This window comes from Natronosalvus sp. KLKA75 (assembly GCF_059736265.1).
On the sequence record NZ_CM185522.1, the window covers coordinates 1,097,533 to 1,114,670 of the forward strand.

The window sequence follows — 17,138 nt, forward strand, 5'->3', positions numbered from 1 at the left end:
TCGAGGTTCAGCGGACGTATTCGTCACTCTGTCGAGGTAGTGTGGGCGCACACTATACTTTATGAGTGGCGGCATCGTACTTTCGGACATGAGCAGTGAGCGTGTCGACTCCGAGAGCAAGGTGTCGGGGAATCAGGCGAACATTCCCGCTCGCATCCGTCGGGAACTCGACATCGACGACGGCGACAGACTCCGCTGGCACGTCGAGGACGACGGGACGCTCCGAGTGCAGGTCGTCCAGCAGCGCACCGGGACGTTCAGCGACTTCGACGGTTACGACGGCGATCAGGCGACGGAGGCCGAGAGCCAACACGACGCGTGGGGCGTCGACCTCGAGTAGCTGAGATAGATGCCACGCGCACTCGTCGATACGACCGTGCTCTTTGCGGCGGCGTATCGCCGTGACAGTGCACACGACGACGCCCTCCCTATCCTCAGGCGAATCGACGCCGCTGCTCTCCCGGAGGCGGTAATTCTCGACTACGTCCTCGTGGAGACGCTAAACGGGTTGACGACGCACGCGGGTCACGACGCCGCTGTCGATTTTTTGGATCGGGTGGAAGAGAATACGCAATTTCACATCGATTCCCTGACGGCGGACGAATTTGCCGCGGCAAAAGCCCTCTTCCGGCAGCACGAGTGCTTCTCGTTCGTCGATGCCGCGATCGTCGCGTACATGCAAGCGGAGGGGCTCGGGTATCTTTACGCGTTCGACGACGATTTCGACGCTGCAGATGACGTCTATCGACTCGACGTCGCAACGAGCCCGTATCACCCAGAGTGACCGAGGCGCGCCCCGAATTCAGCACAACTCGACGATCACCAGCTGAAGTTGCTGCTCGATCGATGCTCACGTCGACGCGCAATTCGCACACGTAGTGAGCCGCACACACAGCGAGATGCACACACAGTAAGCGTGTATTCCCCGCACACCGCTTCTAAACCAGGGGTTTCAATGAACGCCAGGGTAGATCCCTTGAGTAACCTCGCCCTCCCCAGCCGATTGCGGTGCTCGCTTCGCTGCGCTCCTCACCCCTCGCGCGAATTGGACAGCGACCCTCGCGGTGCTCGGGCCGCTCGACAGCGCGCGCCGCGGTGGTTCGTCGGCTCTACCCGGTCGCTCGCTCGGCTACCCGGCCACCCGGCCCGTCGGTCTCGGTTCCCGGATCCGCTCACCGCCTGGTGAGGAGGCGCTGGTAGCTCGCTTTCGCCACACTCCAGGCGGGGTACAGCGTCGTGTACACCGGATCGGGCGCGTTGCGGGCCCCCGCCCGGAGCACGCGATGGCGCAGCGGCGACCCCGAGTTGTCGACGATCTCGGAGAGGTCGGCGGACTCGAGCCAGGCGAAGAACGCGCGTTCGGCCGCCGTTCTCGGCTCGGTCTCGCGAACTCGGTCACGGATGTCTTCCCACATGTAGCGCTCGTCCTGGCCCAGAATCCAGCGGCCGCCCTCGAGCCCTCGTCGAAGGTCGTGGTACCGGTCGTCGGTGAACGGGTAGCCGTGTTCGGTCGGTTCGAGGCCGGCCAGTCGGAGGCCGACGGCCGTCCGGTAGCACTTCTCACAGACCCCGCAGTTGCCGTCCATGCGGTCGTTACAGGTCTGAAGCTCGAGGTCTGGTGCGTCGCTCTCGACGTACGCGGCGAGCACGTCGAGGCGCTCCTGGCGGGTCAGGTCGTAGGCGTCGTGGTGACATCGGGTGCCGTCCCAGCGGACGTTGTCGTCGATGTCGGGGTGAGATCCCCACTCGAGGTCGATCCCGTCCCAGTGGGTGGCGGCCATGTAGAGGTCCTCGATGCCGCGGGCGGCGGCCAGTGGGGCACAGAGCCCCAGCAGACCGAGGCCGTGGCCGACGGAGCTGTACCAGCCACCGTCGACGTAGCGTTTGTAGTGAGCGAGCAACATCGGGTGATCGAGGAAGGAGAGCATGTTGGCCTCGACGAAGGCGGTCTCGAGGCCGCGGTCGGCGGCGAAGTCGGTCACCCGGTCGACCAGGTGGTTCCACTGCTCGTCGGCCGAACGGTTGGGCGTAATCGTCCACCCGCGGATACTGATCAGCGTGGGTTCCTCCTCGCGGTGGCGAACGTACGAGCACGTGGAGTCGACGCCGCCGGTGAAGAGAAGGCCGCTCTCGCTGCTGTTGTTGCCGTCGCCGGTACCGCCGCTGTCACCATTGCCGACAGCGCCACCGCCCGCGACCGAACCGGAAGAGCCAACGTCGACGACCTTGCGGGCGTAGAGGTCGCCACCCTCGAGGAAGTCGTACATCTCGAGCATGGCCGCCTGGACGTCCTCGAGCGCCGAGACGAACTTCGTGTCGACGGTATCGACGTAGACGTCTGCGCCAGCGGCCCAGGCGACCGGACACACCTGGGCCAGCGCCGGGACGACGAGCAGCGAGTCGGGGACCGACTCGAGGTCGACGTCGTAGGTGACCTCGAGCGGGTCGCCGGTGAAGAACCGGGCGAGGTCGCTCGAGGGGCGAACGGTCGTTCGAAGGGTGCGTCCATCCGTCGTCGGGGTGTCGATGTGTATCGATGCCATGGTCGAGAGCGGGGTCGCCACCAGTTGCAGCTCGAGGGTGACGACCGGTCGTCCCGTGACCACCACCGAGGACGGTAAAAACAGGCACAATCGTTGATGCGTCGTGCGTTGTAGAAATCACCGCCTAGAGATCGGTAGGCGGCCGTATCCGCGGTCTATAGGCGGCCATATCACCGTCCATAGACGGCCGTATCTACCGTCCGCCCGAGCACTCGTCTGTCTCCCTCCGACTCTGCTTGATTCGCTCTACTCCGGTTTCCGCGGCGCGATCCGTCGCTTCGAGCGTCGTCCATCGCCTCGAACGGGATCCATTCGTGTGAAAGCGGGACCGATATCGGCGGTCGGCGTGCGCGAATCGGTCGCTCTCCGGGGCGACGCCCTGGCGTTTCAAAACCGCGAACGTGTCGCGAGGGGGTAGGCGGAGGATAACAAACCCCTCTCTTCTCGAGGCATTTCACCAATGCGAACTGTCACGCCAGCCACCGTCGACGGTCGCCTCGCACGGGTGAGTCGATGACGCAGAGACGAACCCTGCTGGATCTCGTCCTCGCGGTCGGGTTTCTCGCCGTGGCGACCGCTATCGCCGTCGCGCATCGGTCCCCACCTTCGGGGTACGAATCGTCGATTTACACGGGCACGCCGACGCTCACCTGGGTCGCGTTCGGCCTCGCGCTGGCCGTCGCGGTCGGGGTGACTATCGGCACTCGAGGGTGGTACCAGGCCGGCGCCATCGCCCTCGGCGGGCTCGCGGTGACGAGCATCGTCAGCCTGCCGGTGATCCGCAACTACCACTTCCAGGGGATGGGCGACTCGCTCACCCACCTGGGGTGGGTCCGGGACTTCGTCCAGGGGACGATGCAGCCCCACGAACTGTTCTACCCCGGGCTCCACGCCGTTGCGACGACCCTCCACCTCGGCGGCGGTGTCTCGATGGAGCGGGCGCTCCTGATCGCCGTCGTCCTCCTGTTCGTCCCGTTCGTCGTCTTCGTCCCGCTCATCGCACGCGACATCTCGGGAACGGGCGCCGCTGCCGGATTCGCCGCCATCGCCTCCTGGATGGTGCTCCCCATCAACAACGTAGCGACGCACATGGGACCGCACACGAACTCCAACGCGCTGTTCGTCGTCCCCGTCGCCCTCTTCGCGACCGTCGCGCTCGTGAGCCGCCGGTCGGACCTCGAGCGCCTCCCGTTCGGCATCTCGCCGTTCACCGTCTGCCTGTTCCTGGCCGGGATCGGCCTCCTGCTGGTTCACCCCCAGCAGATGATCAACGTGGTCGTCTTCCTCGGGGCGCTCGCCGGGGTGCAGTACCTTGCGAAGCGCCGGTACGACGACCACCCGATGGTGCACCACCCGTCGCTGTTCGCGCCGGCGGTCATGCTCGGCGTCCTGTTCGTGGTCTGGGCGGCCGCGAACGCGCGGTTCCGACGCGCCTTCTCGGGGCTCGTCTACGGCCTGTTCAGCCGCGACATCGGGACTGGCTCGACCGTCGGCCAACGAAGCGGCTCGCTGACGGAACTGGGCGGCAGCTTACTCGAACTGTTTGCGATCATGTTCCTCGTCGCCGCGGTGCTCGGGGCGATCGCGGCGCTGTTCGTCCTCGCGACGTGGCTCGGGCGGACGAGCCTCGACCCCGACGGCCGCTCGTACGTCACCTACTTCGCGCTCGCGCTGGTGCCCCTCGGCGGCATGTTCGTCGTCTACTTCCTCGGGACGCCGACGATGGCGTTTCGACAGGTCGGGTTCATCTACGTCGTCCTGACGATTCTCTCGGGAATCGCCCTCGCGCACCTCTTCGGTTGGCTGACCGGACCGTTGACGACTCCGGGGGCGAACGCGCTCGCCGCCGTCTTCGTCGCGGCCTGTCTCGTCCTGACGCTCGTGACGCTGTTCACGTCGCCGCTGATCTACCAGCCGACCCAGCACGTCACCGAACAGCAACAGTTCGGCTACGACACCGCCCTCGAGCACCGGGCCGACGAGCGGTTGTACGCCGGATTCGGCTACGGAATCAACCGCTACGGCGACGCCCACTACGGCACCGAGGCCGGGAGCGAGATCAACTACGACGGCGGCGCCAGCGGGGCGGTCCTCGTCGAGGAGTTCGAGGACGGCAACTACCGGGAGGCCTACCACGGCGCGGACTACTACTTCACCGTAAGTGCCTACGATAAAGCGAGGGAACTCGAGGTGTACGACGAACTCCACCACTCCGAGGAAGCCCTGGAAGGAATCGAGCGCGAGCCCTACGCGGATCGATTGGTCTCGAGCGAGGAGTTCACGATGTATTCGGTGGAGGGGACGCCCTCCTAGTAAGACGGCGGAACTCGAACTCGGCGTCAGTTATCGACGCCCGCTCCCGTCGGCGCGTCCGGCAGTTCCTGCTTCTCGACGTCGATCCCCAGTTCCTCGAGGGCGGCCTCCATGTGTCGCTCCTCGGCGAAGTCCGAGCCGTCCTCCTCGCGGAGCCGCTGGGTCGTCGCGAGCACCTCGGCACGGCGGTCGTCGGGAATCGAGAACTTGTCCGTGGCAAGTTCGATGGTCAGGCCGTTGTTGTCCCTGGTATAGAGGGAGTGGAAGATGCCCCGATCGAACTCGTTGTAGCCGTAGCCGGCCTCCTCGAGGGCTTCCCGGGTGTCGACGAAGCGCTCGGGATCGATGCTGAACGCGAGGTGGTGGACCGAACCGATCTGGTGGCGAAGCGGGGACGGGTTCGACTGGCGGTCGTCGCTCACGAAGAACGTGATGATCCGGCCGTCCCCGGTGTCGAAGAAGAGGTGCGTCGATGTCGGGTCGTCGAGGTTCGGTTGTTTCAGGACGAGGGGCATCCCCAGCACGTCTCGGTAGTAGGCGATGGTGTCCTCGGCGTTCGAACCGATCAGCGTGATGTGGTCGGTGCCGGTGGTCTGAATGGGGCTGTCGGGTCGGTCGGCGGTAATCTCGAAGTCGTCGCTCATACCTTCTCGTAGACGCCGGACGTACATACATTTCCGCTAACGTCGGTGTCACCTGGATCCAAATCGCGACTCGAGTACGCCGTCGCTCATCGTCGTTACCGCTCGAGAGGACGCCACCGCCAGGCCACAGCACCGCCACGACCACGACACACACGGCCGGGAACGGCGCTCGAGCGCGGCGTACGCAGCGAGAGCGCCGTGACCCGGGGGAGGGCAGGTCCTCGTCGGGACGACGCGGTCACGCGGCGCTTCGGTTGTGAACCACTCAATCGTCCTCGAAACCGGGACCCAACTCGACGTCGACCCACTTAACGCGTGCATCTGGCCACCCTCGAACCTACCCAAACACGCTCACAAGCGACCCTCAGATGTCACTTGAGTCCGCCGCCGCGCGCACCGACTGGGACGGCACCGTCCCCAACGCCTTCGACCTGCGGGTCGTCGCCCTCGTCCTCGTGGCCTCCGGCCTCGCGGCCTCCGCGAACCTCACCGCGGGCGGCCTCGAGTTCGCCCTCGTCGCCTTCGGAACGCTGGTCGCCGCCGGTATCGCCGCTCACTGGCTCGGCCAGCGTCGCGTCCGTCGCGTGACCGAATCGCTCGTCGAGGAGTGGGTCGCCGCCGGCGGGAGCGTCGAGTCGGTCACCCGCTCGGCCTCCTGGCTGCGAACCGAGTGGATCGTGCGGACGAGCGAGGGGCCGGTCACCGTCGGCGGCCTGGCGCTGGTCCCGATCTCGCGGGTGTCGGTCACCTGGCGCGGAATGGGAGAGTCACACTCCGCGACGGCGGCGAGCGCCGACCTCGAGTCGCTGGCCGCGGAGTGGTACGCGGAGATTTTCGATTCGCGGCAAGAACGGGACTCGAGCACCGGCCGATCGACATCGATGTAGCAGCCAATTTTGGCCGAATAACCCCGTCACGGCCGAGAACGACTTCCTCCATCAGTCGAAGACCACGACCAGTTCCCCCGTCTCGAGGGGATCCGGGGCGTTCGCCTCGTACTCGTAGGGTTCGAGTCTCTGTGCATCGTCGAACTCGGCTCTGGCCGCACCGGTCTCGTCCACGGCGTAGACGACGCCCGTGTACGCAATACCTGCGGCCGAAACGCTGCCATCCTCGTGGAGAATCGACGAGGCGCCGCGCGCTCTGAGGAGAAAGACGGTCGTGACGTCGTCGTCCCGGTCGAACGTTTTCCGCCGACGCACGTCGTACTGGACGCCGAGGACGTGATTTGACCGCGAACTCGAGCGACAGAGAACGGAGCGGTTCACGTACGTGTGCTCGAAATCGTCGACGAACTGGACGACGTCGTCCTCGGTGAATTCCGTCGGTGCGTCAGGGTATGGGATCGTCGCCGCGGTTTCGAACGCTCGCGTCTCGCCACTGTTGTACTCGACAGGGATCGTTTCGGCATCTCGTTCGCATTCAGGCCGCGTTGGCCCGTCGTCGAAATGGGCGAGAACCGTGCCATCGACCGCCTTATCGCTGTCCTCGCCGGTTGTCTCGCTCGTGGTATCGGTCTCGTTCGGAGAACCTGTTTCGTCCGGCGTCCGGTTTTCGTCCGCTCCTCGAGAACTGTCTGCGAGACAGCCGGCGAACGCCGTCGTCGTACCGAGAGCAGCTAGGAGCGTCCTGCGTTTCATCGATCGACGATTCACGCTGACCGCGTATAATTGTCAGGTAACGTGAAACGGCTCTTTGAGCCATGGAACTGAGATCGCGATTCGTCTCGAGCACGTTCGTGGTCTCGGCACGTTTGCGGCCTCGAGGTGGTGTATACTTCCACAACAGGTAACTGCTCGAGGGGTGACTAGTGACCTACCGCGCATGACCGCCAACCGACCCGAATCCGGGGAACTCTCAAAGAGCATTACCGGCGACTCCGGCGTGACCTCGATGACCGAGATCGCCAGCCCGCGAGGATCGCCCGGGGTCGAGTCGCCCGTGATCCAGTCGCGCGACCTCGACGTCTTCTACGGCGACACCCAGGCGCTCGACGGCATCACGATGGACATTCCCGAACGACGGGTGACGGCGCTCATCGGCCCCTCGGGCTGTGGGAAGTCGACGTTCTTGCGATCGATCAACCGCATGAACGACCTCATTGACGTTGCTCGCGTCGAGGGCGACCTGTTCTTCCACGGCAAGAACGTCTACGACGACGACGTCGACCCCGTCGCCCTCCGCCGGAAGATCGGCATGATCTTCCAGCAACCGAACCCCTTCCCGAAGAGCATCTTCGACAACGTCGCCTACGGACTCCGGGTCCAGGGCAAGGACGACGACCTCGAGGAGCAGGTTCGCACCGCCCTCGAGCGCGCTGCGTTGCTCGAGGAGGTCGAGGATCAACTGGACTCGAGCGGCCTGGACCTTTCGGGTGGCCAGCAACAGCGCCTGTGCATCGCTCGTGCCATTGCTACCGATCCGGAGGTCATCCTGATGGACGAGCCAGCGTCGGCGCTCGACCCTGTCGCCACCTCGAAAATCGAGGATCTGGTCGAGACCCTGGCCGAGGAGTACACAGTCGTGATCGTCACCCACAACATGCAGCAGGCGGCCCGAATTTCGGACAAGACCGCCGTGTTTCTCACCGGTGGGGAACTCGTGGAGTTCGACGATACGACGAAGATTTTCGAAAACCCCGAGAGCCAGCGCGTCGAGGACTACATCACCGGAAAATTCGGGTGACTCGAGGTCGAGACCGAGACCGAGGACGCTCGATTGATTCTCGCGTTCTGTGGCCCTCGAGCGACGACCCGGAGCGAACGGTTCGGTGTGCTCGGTTACTCGAGTCGAGCAGATTGGTGCAATCGGGTATTCGAGGCGGGCGGTTCGGTGTGCCCGATCACTCCAGATAGCCCAACCCCCGGAGCTGTTCGGCGATCTCCTCGAACTCGGCCTCCGTGAGCTGACCGGACTTCTGGTGCTGGATCACGATACTCCGCAGGAGAAACCGGGTGAGGTCGCTCGTACTCTGAAAGCTCGTGCCCTCGATAGTCTCCTCGACGCGCGCCGCGAGATCCTTCGGGATCGAGACCGTCGTGTATTCGGTCATCTCATGTCGAAACTGGGCGACGGACCGGCGTAAAGATTCCCACTGCAGGCGAAAATCCGTGAGCGCTCGAGCCGTCTCGAGAGCGTAGCCATTTTCGGTCCCGAGGTGGTATGGTACCCCATGGGAGTCCGGCCACCATCGAACGGACCCGACGACGAGCCGACGAGCATCGAATTTGGCATCGCCGCCGTCGACGCCCGCCTCAAACGAGGTGACCTCTCGTTTCCCGCCTCGAGAGCGGACGTCTCGGCCGCACTCGGCGACGCCAACATCCCCTACGACGCGCACGGGAATACGGTCGGACTCGAAACGGCGCTCGAGCACGTCGACCGGGAGCGATTCGAGAGCCGGCAGGAGTTGCTCAACGCCTTACATCCCGTCTTCGAGGAGTATCGCAAGAACCACTCGGGCGGCTTTCTCCGGCAGGTCCGGACGCTGCTTCCGTTCTGATCGGTTTGGTTCGACGCCCCCCTTTGACCGTATCAGTTCAACGTCCCTTCTGACCGTGTCAATTCGACGTCCATCCTGGTCAGTCCTCGACTCACCTCGAGAACCCCGGAACCAGTTCTATTGATCGTCTCGATCCCGGCGGCTCTCGAGGCGAACCTGCTCGAGGCGTCGGCGCTGTTCGCGGTGGAGAGTGACGATCATATCCGAGAGGACGCCGAACATGAGCAACTGAACGCCGAGCAAGATGGCAGCCGCGGAGACGACGGCGAGGATTTCGTGGCCGGAACTGTACTGGATCCAGCGCCAGAGGACGTAGCCCGCGAGGGCGATTCCCGAGATGACCGACGCGGCGCCGACGCTCCCGAAGTAAAACAGCGGATTGTTCGTCTTCGCCAGCGAGTACAGCGTCAGGATGATCGTCCCGCCGTCCCAGACGGGGTGGAGGTTCGTCTCTGACTCGTCGGGGCGGGCCCGGTAACTCACCGGGACGACGGCCGTCTCGACGCCGTGGCGGACGCACTCGACGGCGAGTTCCGTCTCGATGGTGAACCCGTCGGAATCGAGGAGGAGTCGCTCGAACGAGTCGCGAGTAAACGCGCGATAGCCCGAGAGGATGTCCTCATAGTGGGCCCCGTGGATGAACCCGAACGCGCCGTTGATCATCCGGTTGCCGACTCCGTTGAGGCGCTTCATCGCGTCGTCATCCATGTTCGCGAAGCGGTTGCCGATGACGTGTTCGTAGCCCCGTGTCAGCGGCTCGAGCATCGTCTCGGCGTCGGCCGGGTCGTAGGTGCCGTCGCCGTCGAGCATGAGGACGTAGCGCGCGTCGATGTACTCGACGGCTTCGCGGACGGCCTGCCCCTTTCCGGAGCCGGACTGGGTCAGCACGCGAGCGCCGTGCTCGCGGGCGATGTCGCGCGTGCCGTCGCTCGAGTCGCCGTCGACGACGAGGACGTTCTCGTAGCCGCGTTCGCGAAACTGATCGACGATTCCTCCGATCGTTGCGGCCTCCTCGAGCGTGGGGAGTAGAATACAGACCTGTTCGGGCGAGAGGGGGTGATCGATGGTTGACGAGCGAGATTCCTCGTCGGCGTCGCTAGTCGCGTTCGCATCGCCGTCCGCGTCAGCGTTTTCATCCGCGAGTGATGATGATGCGTCGCCGTCGGATGCGGCGGACTCGATCCCTGCGTGCTCGTCCATTGGAATGCACTCGACGCCCGGATTGGAAAAACGTACTGGTGTATTCGGTGACTATTCGCATTTCCGATGGAAGTAATGCCCCCCTGACGACTCGCCACTCACCAGGTGAGCCCCTCGTAGACCTCGAGATCCGCTTCCGCGTCGGAGACGTCGATGCGACGCCCGTCGACGAGTACTCGCCTGGCCATCCCCTCGAGCGCCCCCGCGAGGTCGTCGAACTCGGGCCAGTCGGTCGCGACGACGGCCCCGTCGGCGCCCTCGAGTGCGTCCGCGGCGCTCGCGGCGTACTCGAGGCCGTCGCGGTCGGCGTACGCGGGGTACGCCGTTCGAAGATTGTCCGTGGCGACCGGATCGTACCCGACGACGGTCGCGCCTCGCTCGAGGAGGGCGTCGATGACCTCGAGCGCGCGGGACTTCCGGACGTCGTCGGTCCCGGGTTTGAACGCCAGGCCGAGGACAGCGATCCGGGCGCCCTCGAGGTCGACGTGGTTCGATAACAGGTCCACGAGCCGACGGGGCTGCCCGTCGTTGACGCGGACGACGGCGTCCAGGAGCTCGGGATCGTAGCCTTGCTCTCGCGCGCCCGCCCGGAGGGCGTTGACGTCTTTGGGGAAACACGAGCCGCCCCAGCCGAGTCCCGAGCGCATGAACCGCTCGGAGATGCGGTCGTCGAGTCCAACGGCATCGAGCACCTCGTAGGCGTCGACGCCGTAGGCCTTGGCGACGTTCCCGAGTTCGTTCACCAGCGAGACCTTCGAGGCGAGGAAGGCGTTGTTGGCGTACTTGATCAACTCGGCCTCGCGGACGCCGGTCTCGACGAAGTCCGCCCCGCGTTCGCGCATGGGAGCGTAGAGTTCCCGCAGGGTGTCGGCTGCCGCCGGGTCGGTCGCCCCCACGACGACCTTCTCGGGCTCGAGGAAGTCCTGGACGGCGGTGCCCATCCGGAGGAACTCGGGGTTCATCGCCAGCTCGAGGCCCTCGCCCACAGGTCGTCCGCTCGCCTCGCTGACGATCGGGCCGACGACGTCCTCGGTCGTCCCCGGCAAAACGGTGCTCTTGACGACGACGAGGTGGTCGCCGTCCTTCTCGGCGAGGGCGGCCCCGAGCGACTTCGAGGCCGCGCGCATCGCCGTCAGGTCGAGGCTTCCGTCGTCGTGCTGGGGCGTCGGCAGACAGAGAAAAGTGAGGTCGGTCTCCCGGACGGCACCGTAGTCGGTGGTCGCCCGCAACCGCTCGCCCGCGGTCTCGGCGATTCGTTCCGCGAGGCCCGCTTCGTGGATGGGTGCCTCGCCGGCGTTGATCGCGTCGACCGTGTCCTGGTCGATCTCGACGTTCGTGACGTCGTGACCGAGGTCCGCGAGACAGGCCGCGATCGTCGTGCCGACGTAGCCGCTGCCGACGATGGAGACGTTCATGCAGTGCTCAAGGCACCCGATGGGGTAGTGATTTTTGGGTTCGTCGCCCGAGCCCTCCTCGAGGGAACCACCAACACGGATGGCCCTTCGGCACGTATCGGACCCTATGGCGACGGACGATTCCTCCCACCCGCTGCTCGCAGCGATTTACGATCCGGCGACCGCACTCGCCGAACGAACCCTGCTTCGTCCCCACCGCGAGTACCTGGTCGACGGCCTCGAGGGCCGGGTGCTCGACGTCGGCGCGGGAACGGGCGCCCTCTTTCCGTACTTCGCCCAGGTGCCCGACGGAGACGTGACGTTCCACGCCATCGAACCCGACCCACACATGCGCCGCCAGGCCGCGTCGACGGCCACCGACCTGGGCCTCGCGGTCGACCTGCGAGACGCCCGGGCCGAGTCGCTTCCCTACCCGGACGAGTCCTTCGACGTCGTCGTCGCCTCGCTGGTCTTCTGTACGATTCCGGGCACCGAGACCGCCCTCGAGGAAGTCGAGCGCGTCCTCCGTTCCGGCGGCGAGTTTCGCTTTCTCGAGCACGTTCGAGACGACGGCTGGCGCGAGCGGGTCCAGTCGCTGGTCGAACCGCTCTGGAAACGGGCTGCCGGCGGCTGTCATCTGACTCGACAAACTGCGTCGCTGTTCGCAGCAGACCGAGCCTTCGACGTACTCGAACTCGAGCGGGTGAACCTCGGGGTGACGCCGGTGCGGCCGTTCGTTCGGGGGCGGATGCGAAAACGGGTGTGATCGTCGTTCGATCGTCGCGATTCGGACGAACGCTACTCGAGCGTTGCGACCAGCAAGAACGTCTCCGGACGGACCGCCACGTGCTCGAGGGCGAAGCCTGCGGCCTCGAGGGCTTCGGTCGCCTCGTCGGCGCTGTATCGCTCGTCGGTCGGCGGGCCGTCCTCGCCGGTGCCGCTCGCAGCCCAGTCGACGATGGCGAGTCGTCCACCCGGCGCCAGGACGCGTCGGACCTCCTCGAGGGCCGCCTCGCTCGCGAACTCGTGGTAGGTCATCGTCGAGAACGCGGCGTCGACGTCCCCGTCCTCGAACGGGAGGTCGCTCACGTCCGTCGTGACGAGGTCGACGTTCTCGGGGACGCCCTTCTCGCGGTAGTAGTCGTGCATCGCCTCCTGGAGGTCGACGGCGTACACCGTCTCGACGTGGGGGGCCACGTCGTCGGTGAAAAACCCCGTCCCGCTCCCGAGGTCGGCCACGGTGTCGGTTTCTGCGGGGTCGAGCGCCCAGCACAACTCCTCCCTCGAGCAGAATCGGTACCGGCGCTCGGCGCGCTCGAGTTTATCCGCCCGAGAGGCGTCGAAAGTGTGGTGTCCCATGGGATTAGAGGTTCGCGAAGGCGTCGTCGACCAGTTCGCTAGTCGTGGCCACGATGTCGGCCATCGCGTCGTCGTCCGGAGCCATTCCGACGAGTCGAGCGATGCGCATGATGCTCACGTGGTAGACGCGCTGAGTGCCGGGCGACTCCTCCCAGATGACGACGTTACACGGGAAAATCGCGCCGATTTTGTTGTCCGAAACTTCGAGCGCCTCGTCCGCGATGGCCGGGTTGCAGGCCCCGAGGACGTAGTAGGGTTCCCGGTCGGCGTCGACTTTCTCGTTGAGTAACTCCGAGGGGGAAAACTCGACGGGGACGCCGAAGCCGGCGTCGGTGAACACCCCGCGCACGTGCTCGATCGCGTCCTCGTGGTCCATCTCGAGGGTGGTCTGTTTCGCGCCGATGTCGTCGGGGTCGATCTCGGCCGGGTCGATAGGGAGCGTCATTCGTGTGAAGTAGTGGGTCCGGCGAGAAAAGTTCTTTCGACGGCGGTTCGGAACGTGTCTCGCTCGACTTCGGCGTTCGGGTGAATACGGGGACGTACGAACCTGACTCGCCGGGATCAAGCCGATAGTCGAACGAATGCCCGGATCGAACGAACGCTCCCCAATCGAGGCCCTCTTCGATCGCCGGTCGCTCTTGCAGTATTCGAGAACGACTCCGTCGCCGTCGGCCCGATTCCCTCGCTGAGGCGTCGTCCTCGATTTCCGGCCTCCAGCGTCGGTCGAGCCGGAATTGTGCAATCTATACACAAATCTTTTAACGGCTCGGCCGCTACCTACGAGCGATACTGATGCCTAACTCGATGGCCGAGCAACTCCAGCAAGACATGGTCTGTGAGGGCCTCCTCGAGTGTTTTCACGGCCTCAAACAACTCGACAGAGCGTGTTTCGAGGTGCTGGTGGAAGCCGAGGAACCGCTCACAGTAGACGAAATCGCGGCGGCGGTCGACCGCGAGCGGTCGACGGCTTACCGATCCGTCCAGCGCCTGCTCCAGACGGGCTTCATCCAGAAAGAACAGGTCAATTACGACCAGGGCGGCTACTATCACGTCTACTCGCCGACCGATCCGTCGAAGATCGCCGGCGACATGCAGCGCCTGCTCAACGACTGGTACGCGAAGATGGGTCAGCTGATCCAGGAGTTCGAGGACAAGTACGAGCAGGCCGAGGCGACGGCCCCCGCCGAAGGATAGTCGACCGTTCGTAGTCAGCTAGCTCGAGCAGTTCTCCCACTTTTGTCGGTTCGAGACGTCACTCTCGAGCGAGTCGGGACCGATACCAAACCGCAACCGACGCGATGCTCGGTCCACCGAGAAACTAGATTGCCTCATGACATCTTGTCGATTTCGCCACACCGGCAGTCGTGTCGGTGCTCGCTCAATCGGGGGTGTTCGGTTCGCCTGACGGTGTGGCTGACCGGTCGATCGAACTCGGTTGCCCGCCGTCTCCGCTGATCGTGGCCACGTCGACCGATCCGTCGGCGGAGACGGTGACTCGATAGCCGGTGAACGTAAACGTGAGTTCGTCGGCCGCCCGGTCCTCGGCTGCCGCCTCGCTCGAGAACAGCCTGTCGAGGCTATCCGGATCGATCGCGTGATACAGCGGTTCCAGATCGATCGGATCGATCCCCTCCTTCCTGGCGACCGCGTTCACGACACGATGGCTGACAGACGGTGAATTCTGGTGGTCAATTGTCATTCTAACAGATACGCACTCCTGGTTTTACCGATACTTGCAAGACTGTTCCCCACACTGTCTCCTGTACGCCTCGCAGCGGGTGCTGTAGACCGTTCGATAGTGTACATAATACCACTCCCTTCGCCGATTTATCCTTGGTGAGGCGAGCGGATAGGTCTGTTGTGGTAGCACGCACGGCGTTTATAACGGGTCCCGTCTCACCACCACGAAGGGAGCCGTGAACAATCGTTCACTTTTCGCGCACGAGTGTGTTGGCGAGGAGGTTTCGCTGGCCGCGCCGGAGCCGAGCGGACAGCGCGTTTCGCGAGATGTCGAGTTCGGTCGCGAGGTCCGTCAGCGTTCGATCGCGGGGGACGTCGAAGTATCCGGCGTGATAGGCTGCCTCGAGTGCTTCCTGTTGCTCGGCTGTGACGCCGTACTCCGCCTGTTCTTCCGGGTTTTCGGGCCGGTACACGCGCTGGGGTTCGAACGAAAAGCCGTGTTCGACGCAGTACTCGTGAAAGTCAGAGAGGGATTGCTCGCCGGGAAAGAGAATCTTCACCTCCCATCGGTGTGCTTCGTTGCTCACCGCCTCGAGCACGGTCGCCCTCGCGTCCGAGACGGCCGTGATGAGATTTGGCACGTCCATCTCCCAGGTCACCCGGTAAAATCGTTCCTCCGTGCCGTCATCGTTCGACCGCTCGTCTTGCTCCTCGAGCATGAGGACCTCCCGAACCATGTCGTCGTCCCGGAGTTGTTTCTCGAAGGCGTCGAACCCCTCGCCGGAGGCCCAGAGGTAGGGCGTGACGGTGGACTTCCCGCCCACGACGCGCTTGATCTCGATGTGCATGTCCGGCGACGCCGTCAACGTATCCGCGAGGACGAACTCGTCGGCCGGGATCGTGAGTTCCGTCAAGACGCTCATCGTAGTCGTCGTTCGACGAGCACGACCGTAAAACGGAGACCACTGATTTGGTAGTAGCGACATCGAGAATCGGCGTTTTCTCGGCACATTCTGGGTAAATGAACGTCTCGCGTCGTCGTACTCGAGGAGGATAGCGTCGCTGAGAACGCAGCGATCAGGCCGCGCAGTTGTTCGGCCCCATCTCGAGTTCAGTCGCCTCCTGCTCGTCCTCGAGCGTCTCCTGCCCGGTGTTAATTTCGATGACGCGCTCGTAGTTCGCTGGCTTCTCGGGCGTGTTGTCGACGAGGCGGCTCACGAACGCCTCCTTCTCGAGGCCCAGGAGCTCGAGTTCGTCTCGAAGCGTCCCGAGTCGGGCCTCGATCGCGTCGCCCGGCGAGCCCACCTCGTAGACGCCGTCCGCCGAGACCGAGATGTGGCCGGGCAGGACGCGCGTGTCCTCGGGAAACTCGAGGAGCGTCTTGTGGAGGGAATCGTAGAGCAACTCGGCGCCGTCAGCGGCGTCCTCGTCGCCGAACTGGAGTTCCGTCCGTCCGACGGATTCGACGAACAGCGTGTCCCCCGTCAGGACGGCCTCGCCGTCGACGCGGTAGTTCATCATCTCCGTCGTATGCCCTGGCGTGTGAAGCGCTTCGAATTCCACGCCGCCGACGTCGATCGTCTCCCCGTCGGCTAGCGGTTCGTAGTCGTACTCGACGCCGCGTTCGCTCGCACGTTCCCCGAGGTGGTAGGGGACGCCGAGTTCGTCGGCGAGCGTCCGGCCGCCCGAGACGTGGTCGGCGTGAACGTGCGTGTCCAGGACGCGCTCGATCGTGAGGCCGGCCTCTTCGGTAACCACCTTGAACCGGTCCGTCTGGCGGGTGGGATCGACGACGGCGGCTCGTCCCGACGCGCTCGAGCCGACGACGTACCCGAGACAGCCCTTCGCTCGCCGCTGTACCTGGACGATCACGAGATCCTCGCGTTCGGTGTCGATGGGGACGACCTCGTACACTTTGCTCCAGTCTTCCATCCCACCTTTCACGACGCTGACGTCATCGTACCCGATGGTCTCGAGTTCGAAACTGAACGACGTCGAGGTGAGCCCTTTCCCGCAGATTGCGACGATGGATCCGGCGTCGTCGCTGTTACCGATGTGGTTTCGTTGTTGCTCTGTGAGGTCGTCGTTCGGCCCGAAGGGAACGTTCTTCGTGCCTCGAATGTGCCACCCCTCGTAACTGTCCTCCGGGCGCGTATCGATGAGCGTGAACGACTCGCCCTCGTCAATCATATCGGCGAGTCGTTCGGCGGTGATCTGGCGTACCATGGGTGCCTCCGTACACTGTTACTGCGAGCAGGACGCGCAAATGCATCTCCCTTGCAAGATCATCGGGCTCGAGCCTACCGTTACGGCCGCGAGGCCGCGGAATTGGCACTCGAGCCCGGTTTCGATCCTCCCGCGGTACAGCGAGCAGAAAGAATATGTCGCCGAACTGTAACTACCAGGTATGGTCAATCCGATACCGGGAACGGTCGTCATCGCGGTCGGACTCGCCGGGGCGCTCTGGCCCGACAAACTCGCCCGGTTCGAAGAACAGTTGGAC

Annotated in this window: 19 protein-coding genes; 8 read left to right on the plus strand and 11 right to left on the minus strand. The window is 64.5% G+C overall.

Features of this window, described 5'->3' with window-relative positions; translation table 11 throughout:
* Window positions 1-88 precede the first annotated feature (88 nt).
* Window positions 89-340, plus strand: coding sequence for an AbrB/MazE/SpoVT family DNA-binding domain-containing protein (locus AC6I65_RS05290; protein WP_312912348.1), 252 nt, complete (start codon window positions 89-91; stop codon window positions 338-340).
* 9 nt (window positions 341-349) lie between these two features.
* On the plus strand, window positions 350-784 hold the full coding sequence (locus AC6I65_RS05295; RefSeq protein ID WP_497903007.1) for a type II toxin-antitoxin system VapC family toxin: 435 nt from the start codon (window positions 350-352) through the stop codon (window positions 782-784).
* 388 nt (window positions 785-1,172) lie between these two features.
* On the opposite strand, the gene AC6I65_RS05300 is transcribed toward AC6I65_RS05295, so the two are convergent.
* The gene (locus AC6I65_RS05300; RefSeq protein WP_497903166.1) at window positions 1,173-2,543 is read right to left on the minus strand and encodes a hypothetical protein; all 1,371 of its coding nucleotides are present in this window, start codon (window positions 2,541-2,543) and stop codon (window positions 1,173-1,175) included.
* A gap of 513 nt (window positions 2,544-3,056) precedes the next feature.
* On the opposite strand from AC6I65_RS05300, the gene AC6I65_RS05305 reads away from it, so the two are divergent.
* On the plus strand, window positions 3,057-4,856 hold the full coding sequence (locus AC6I65_RS05305; RefSeq protein WP_497903008.1) for a hypothetical protein: 1,800 nt from the start codon (window positions 3,057-3,059) through the stop codon (window positions 4,854-4,856).
* A gap of 26 nt (window positions 4,857-4,882) precedes the next feature.
* Here AC6I65_RS05305 and AC6I65_RS05310 read toward each other — a convergent pair whose 3' ends face one another.
* Window positions 4,883-5,500, minus strand: a complete 618-nt coding sequence (locus tag AC6I65_RS05310; RefSeq protein WP_497903009.1) for a VOC family protein — start codon at window positions 5,498-5,500, stop codon at window positions 4,883-4,885.
* 368 nt (window positions 5,501-5,868) lie between these two features.
* Here AC6I65_RS05310 and AC6I65_RS05315 point away from each other — a divergent pair, with 368 nt between their 5' ends.
* Complete coding sequence (locus AC6I65_RS05315) at window positions 5,869-6,387, plus strand: hypothetical protein (protein ID WP_497903010.1); 519 nt, start codon at window positions 5,869-5,871, stop codon at window positions 6,385-6,387.
* Window positions 6,388-6,438: 51 nt separating this feature from the next.
* On the opposite strand, the gene AC6I65_RS05320 is transcribed toward AC6I65_RS05315, so the two are convergent.
* Window positions 6,439-7,140, minus strand: coding sequence for a hypothetical protein (locus tag AC6I65_RS05320; RefSeq protein ID WP_497903011.1), 702 nt, complete (start codon window positions 7,138-7,140; stop codon window positions 6,439-6,441).
* Between the two features lie 184 nt (window positions 7,141-7,324).
* Here AC6I65_RS05320 and pstB point away from each other — a divergent pair, with 184 nt between their 5' ends.
* Window positions 7,325-8,185, plus strand: a complete 861-nt coding sequence (pstB, locus tag AC6I65_RS05325; RefSeq protein ID WP_497903012.1) for a phosphate ABC transporter ATP-binding protein PstB — start codon at window positions 7,325-7,327, stop codon at window positions 8,183-8,185.
* Between the two features lie 157 nt (window positions 8,186-8,342).
* Here pstB and AC6I65_RS05330 read toward each other — a convergent pair whose 3' ends face one another.
* On the minus strand, window positions 8,343-8,552 hold the full coding sequence (locus tag AC6I65_RS05330) for a ribbon-helix-helix domain-containing protein (protein ID WP_253433767.1): 210 nt from the start codon (window positions 8,550-8,552) through the stop codon (window positions 8,343-8,345).
* A gap of 120 nt (window positions 8,553-8,672) precedes the next feature.
* On the opposite strand from AC6I65_RS05330, the gene AC6I65_RS05335 reads away from it, so the two are divergent.
* The gene (locus AC6I65_RS05335) at window positions 8,673-9,002 is read left to right on the plus strand and encodes a DUF5789 family protein (protein ID WP_497903013.1); all 330 of its coding nucleotides are present in this window, start codon (window positions 8,673-8,675) and stop codon (window positions 9,000-9,002) included.
* Window positions 9,003-9,119: 117 nt separating this feature from the next.
* Here the strand turns inward: AC6I65_RS05335 and aglJ are convergent, their stop codons facing one another.
* Together aglJ and aglM are read right to left on the minus strand one after the other, a co-directional pair.
* A complete protein-coding gene (aglJ, locus tag AC6I65_RS05340; RefSeq protein ID WP_497903014.1) occupies window positions 9,120-10,202 on the minus strand; it encodes an S-layer glycoprotein N-glycosyltransferase AglJ in 1,083 nt (360 codons plus the stop codon).
* 98 nt (window positions 10,203-10,300) lie between these two features.
* Window positions 10,301-11,617: a UDP-glucose 6-dehydrogenase AglM gene (aglM, locus tag AC6I65_RS05345; RefSeq protein ID WP_497903015.1), complete on the minus strand. Its 1,317-nt coding sequence runs from the start codon at window positions 11,615-11,617 to the stop codon at window positions 10,301-10,303.
* 106 nt (window positions 11,618-11,723) lie between these two features.
* Here aglM and AC6I65_RS05350 point away from each other — a divergent pair, with 106 nt between their 5' ends.
* Window positions 11,724-12,362, plus strand: a complete 639-nt coding sequence (locus tag AC6I65_RS05350) for a class I SAM-dependent methyltransferase (protein WP_497903016.1) — start codon at window positions 11,724-11,726, stop codon at window positions 12,360-12,362.
* 32 nt (window positions 12,363-12,394) lie between these two features.
* Here AC6I65_RS05350 and AC6I65_RS05355 read toward each other — a convergent pair whose 3' ends face one another.
* Window positions 12,395-12,955, minus strand: coding sequence for a class I SAM-dependent methyltransferase (locus tag AC6I65_RS05355; RefSeq protein ID WP_497903017.1), 561 nt, complete (start codon window positions 12,953-12,955; stop codon window positions 12,395-12,397).
* Between the two features lie 4 nt (window positions 12,956-12,959).
* Window positions 12,960-13,400, minus strand: a complete 441-nt coding sequence (locus AC6I65_RS05360) for a DUF302 domain-containing protein (protein ID WP_497903018.1) — start codon at window positions 13,398-13,400, stop codon at window positions 12,960-12,962.
* A gap of 347 nt (window positions 13,401-13,747) precedes the next feature.
* On the opposite strand from AC6I65_RS05360, the gene AC6I65_RS05365 reads away from it, so the two are divergent.
* On the plus strand, window positions 13,748-14,149 hold the full coding sequence (locus AC6I65_RS05365) for a helix-turn-helix domain-containing protein (RefSeq protein ID WP_497903019.1): 402 nt from the start codon (window positions 13,748-13,750) through the stop codon (window positions 14,147-14,149).
* A 184-nt stretch (window positions 14,150-14,333) separates the two neighbouring features.
* On the opposite strand, the gene ddfA is transcribed toward AC6I65_RS05365, so the two are convergent.
* The 3 genes from ddfA to AC6I65_RS05380 form a co-directional block, all read right to left on the minus strand.
* Window positions 14,334-14,654, minus strand: coding sequence for a DdfA family disk-determining factor (gene ddfA, locus AC6I65_RS05370; RefSeq protein ID WP_497903020.1), 321 nt, complete (start codon window positions 14,652-14,654; stop codon window positions 14,334-14,336).
* A 229-nt stretch (window positions 14,655-14,883) separates the two neighbouring features.
* Complete coding sequence (locus tag AC6I65_RS05375; RefSeq protein ID WP_497903021.1) at window positions 14,884-15,558, minus strand: helix-turn-helix domain-containing protein; 675 nt, start codon at window positions 15,556-15,558, stop codon at window positions 14,884-14,886.
* A gap of 154 nt (window positions 15,559-15,712) precedes the next feature.
* On the minus strand, window positions 15,713-16,861 hold the full coding sequence (locus AC6I65_RS05380) for an MBL fold metallo-hydrolase (protein WP_497903022.1): 1,149 nt from the start codon (window positions 16,859-16,861) through the stop codon (window positions 15,713-15,715).
* Window positions 16,862-17,138: the final 277 nt, after the last annotated feature.

What these genes read in the sequence shown, in the direction of transcription:
- AC6I65_RS05310 (WP_497903009.1), bottom strand. Translation starts at nt 5,500, where the DNA reads ATGAGCGACGACTTCGAGATTACCGCCGACCGACCCGACAGCCCCATT.
- AC6I65_RS05355 (WP_497903017.1), bottom strand. Translation starts at nt 12,955, where the DNA reads ATGGGACACCACACTTTCGACGCCTCTCGGGCGGATAAACTCGAGCGC.
- pstB (WP_497903012.1), top strand. Translation starts at nt 7,325, where the DNA reads ATGACCGCCAACCGACCCGAATCCGGGGAACTCTCAAAGAGCATTACC.
- aglJ (WP_497903014.1), bottom strand. Translation starts at nt 10,202, where the DNA reads ATGGACGAGCACGCAGGGATCGAGTCCGCCGCATCCGACGGCGACGCA.
- AC6I65_RS05365 (WP_497903019.1), top strand. Translation starts at nt 13,748, where the DNA reads ATGCCTAACTCGATGGCCGAGCAACTCCAGCAAGACATGGTCTGTGAG.
- AC6I65_RS05305 (WP_497903008.1), top strand. Translation starts at nt 3,057, where the DNA reads ATGACGCAGAGACGAACCCTGCTGGATCTCGTCCTCGCGGTCGGGTTT.
- AC6I65_RS05335 (WP_497903013.1), top strand. Translation starts at nt 8,673, where the DNA reads ATGGGAGTCCGGCCACCATCGAACGGACCCGACGACGAGCCGACGAGC.
- AC6I65_RS05295 (WP_497903007.1), top strand. Translation starts at nt 350, where the DNA reads ATGCCACGCGCACTCGTCGATACGACCGTGCTCTTTGCGGCGGCGTAT.
- AC6I65_RS05290 (WP_312912348.1), top strand. Translation starts at nt 89, where the DNA reads ATGAGCAGTGAGCGTGTCGACTCCGAGAGCAAGGTGTCGGGGAATCAG.
- aglM (WP_497903015.1), bottom strand. Translation starts at nt 11,617, where the DNA reads ATGAACGTCTCCATCGTCGGCAGCGGCTACGTCGGCACGACGATCGCG.
- AC6I65_RS05330 (WP_253433767.1), bottom strand. Translation starts at nt 8,552, where the DNA reads ATGACCGAATACACGACGGTCTCGATCCCGAAGGATCTCGCGGCGCGC.
- AC6I65_RS05380 (WP_497903022.1), bottom strand. Translation starts at nt 16,861, where the DNA reads ATGGTACGCCAGATCACCGCCGAACGACTCGCCGATATGATTGACGAG.
- AC6I65_RS05360 (WP_497903018.1), bottom strand. Translation starts at nt 13,400, where the DNA reads ATGACGCTCCCTATCGACCCGGCCGAGATCGACCCCGACGACATCGGC.
- AC6I65_RS05350 (WP_497903016.1), top strand. Translation starts at nt 11,724, where the DNA reads ATGGCGACGGACGATTCCTCCCACCCGCTGCTCGCAGCGATTTACGAT.
- AC6I65_RS05375 (WP_497903021.1), bottom strand. Translation starts at nt 15,558, where the DNA reads ATGAGCGTCTTGACGGAACTCACGATCCCGGCCGACGAGTTCGTCCTC.
- ddfA (WP_497903020.1), bottom strand. Translation starts at nt 14,654, where the DNA reads ATGACAATTGACCACCAGAATTCACCGTCTGTCAGCCATCGTGTCGTG.
- AC6I65_RS05320 (WP_497903011.1), bottom strand. Translation starts at nt 7,140, where the DNA reads ATGAAACGCAGGACGCTCCTAGCTGCTCTCGGTACGACGACGGCGTTC.
- AC6I65_RS05315 (WP_497903010.1), top strand. Translation starts at nt 5,869, where the DNA reads ATGTCACTTGAGTCCGCCGCCGCGCGCACCGACTGGGACGGCACCGTC.
- AC6I65_RS05300 (WP_497903166.1), bottom strand. Translation starts at nt 2,543, where the DNA reads ATGGCATCGATACACATCGACACCCCGACGACGGATGGACGCACCCTT.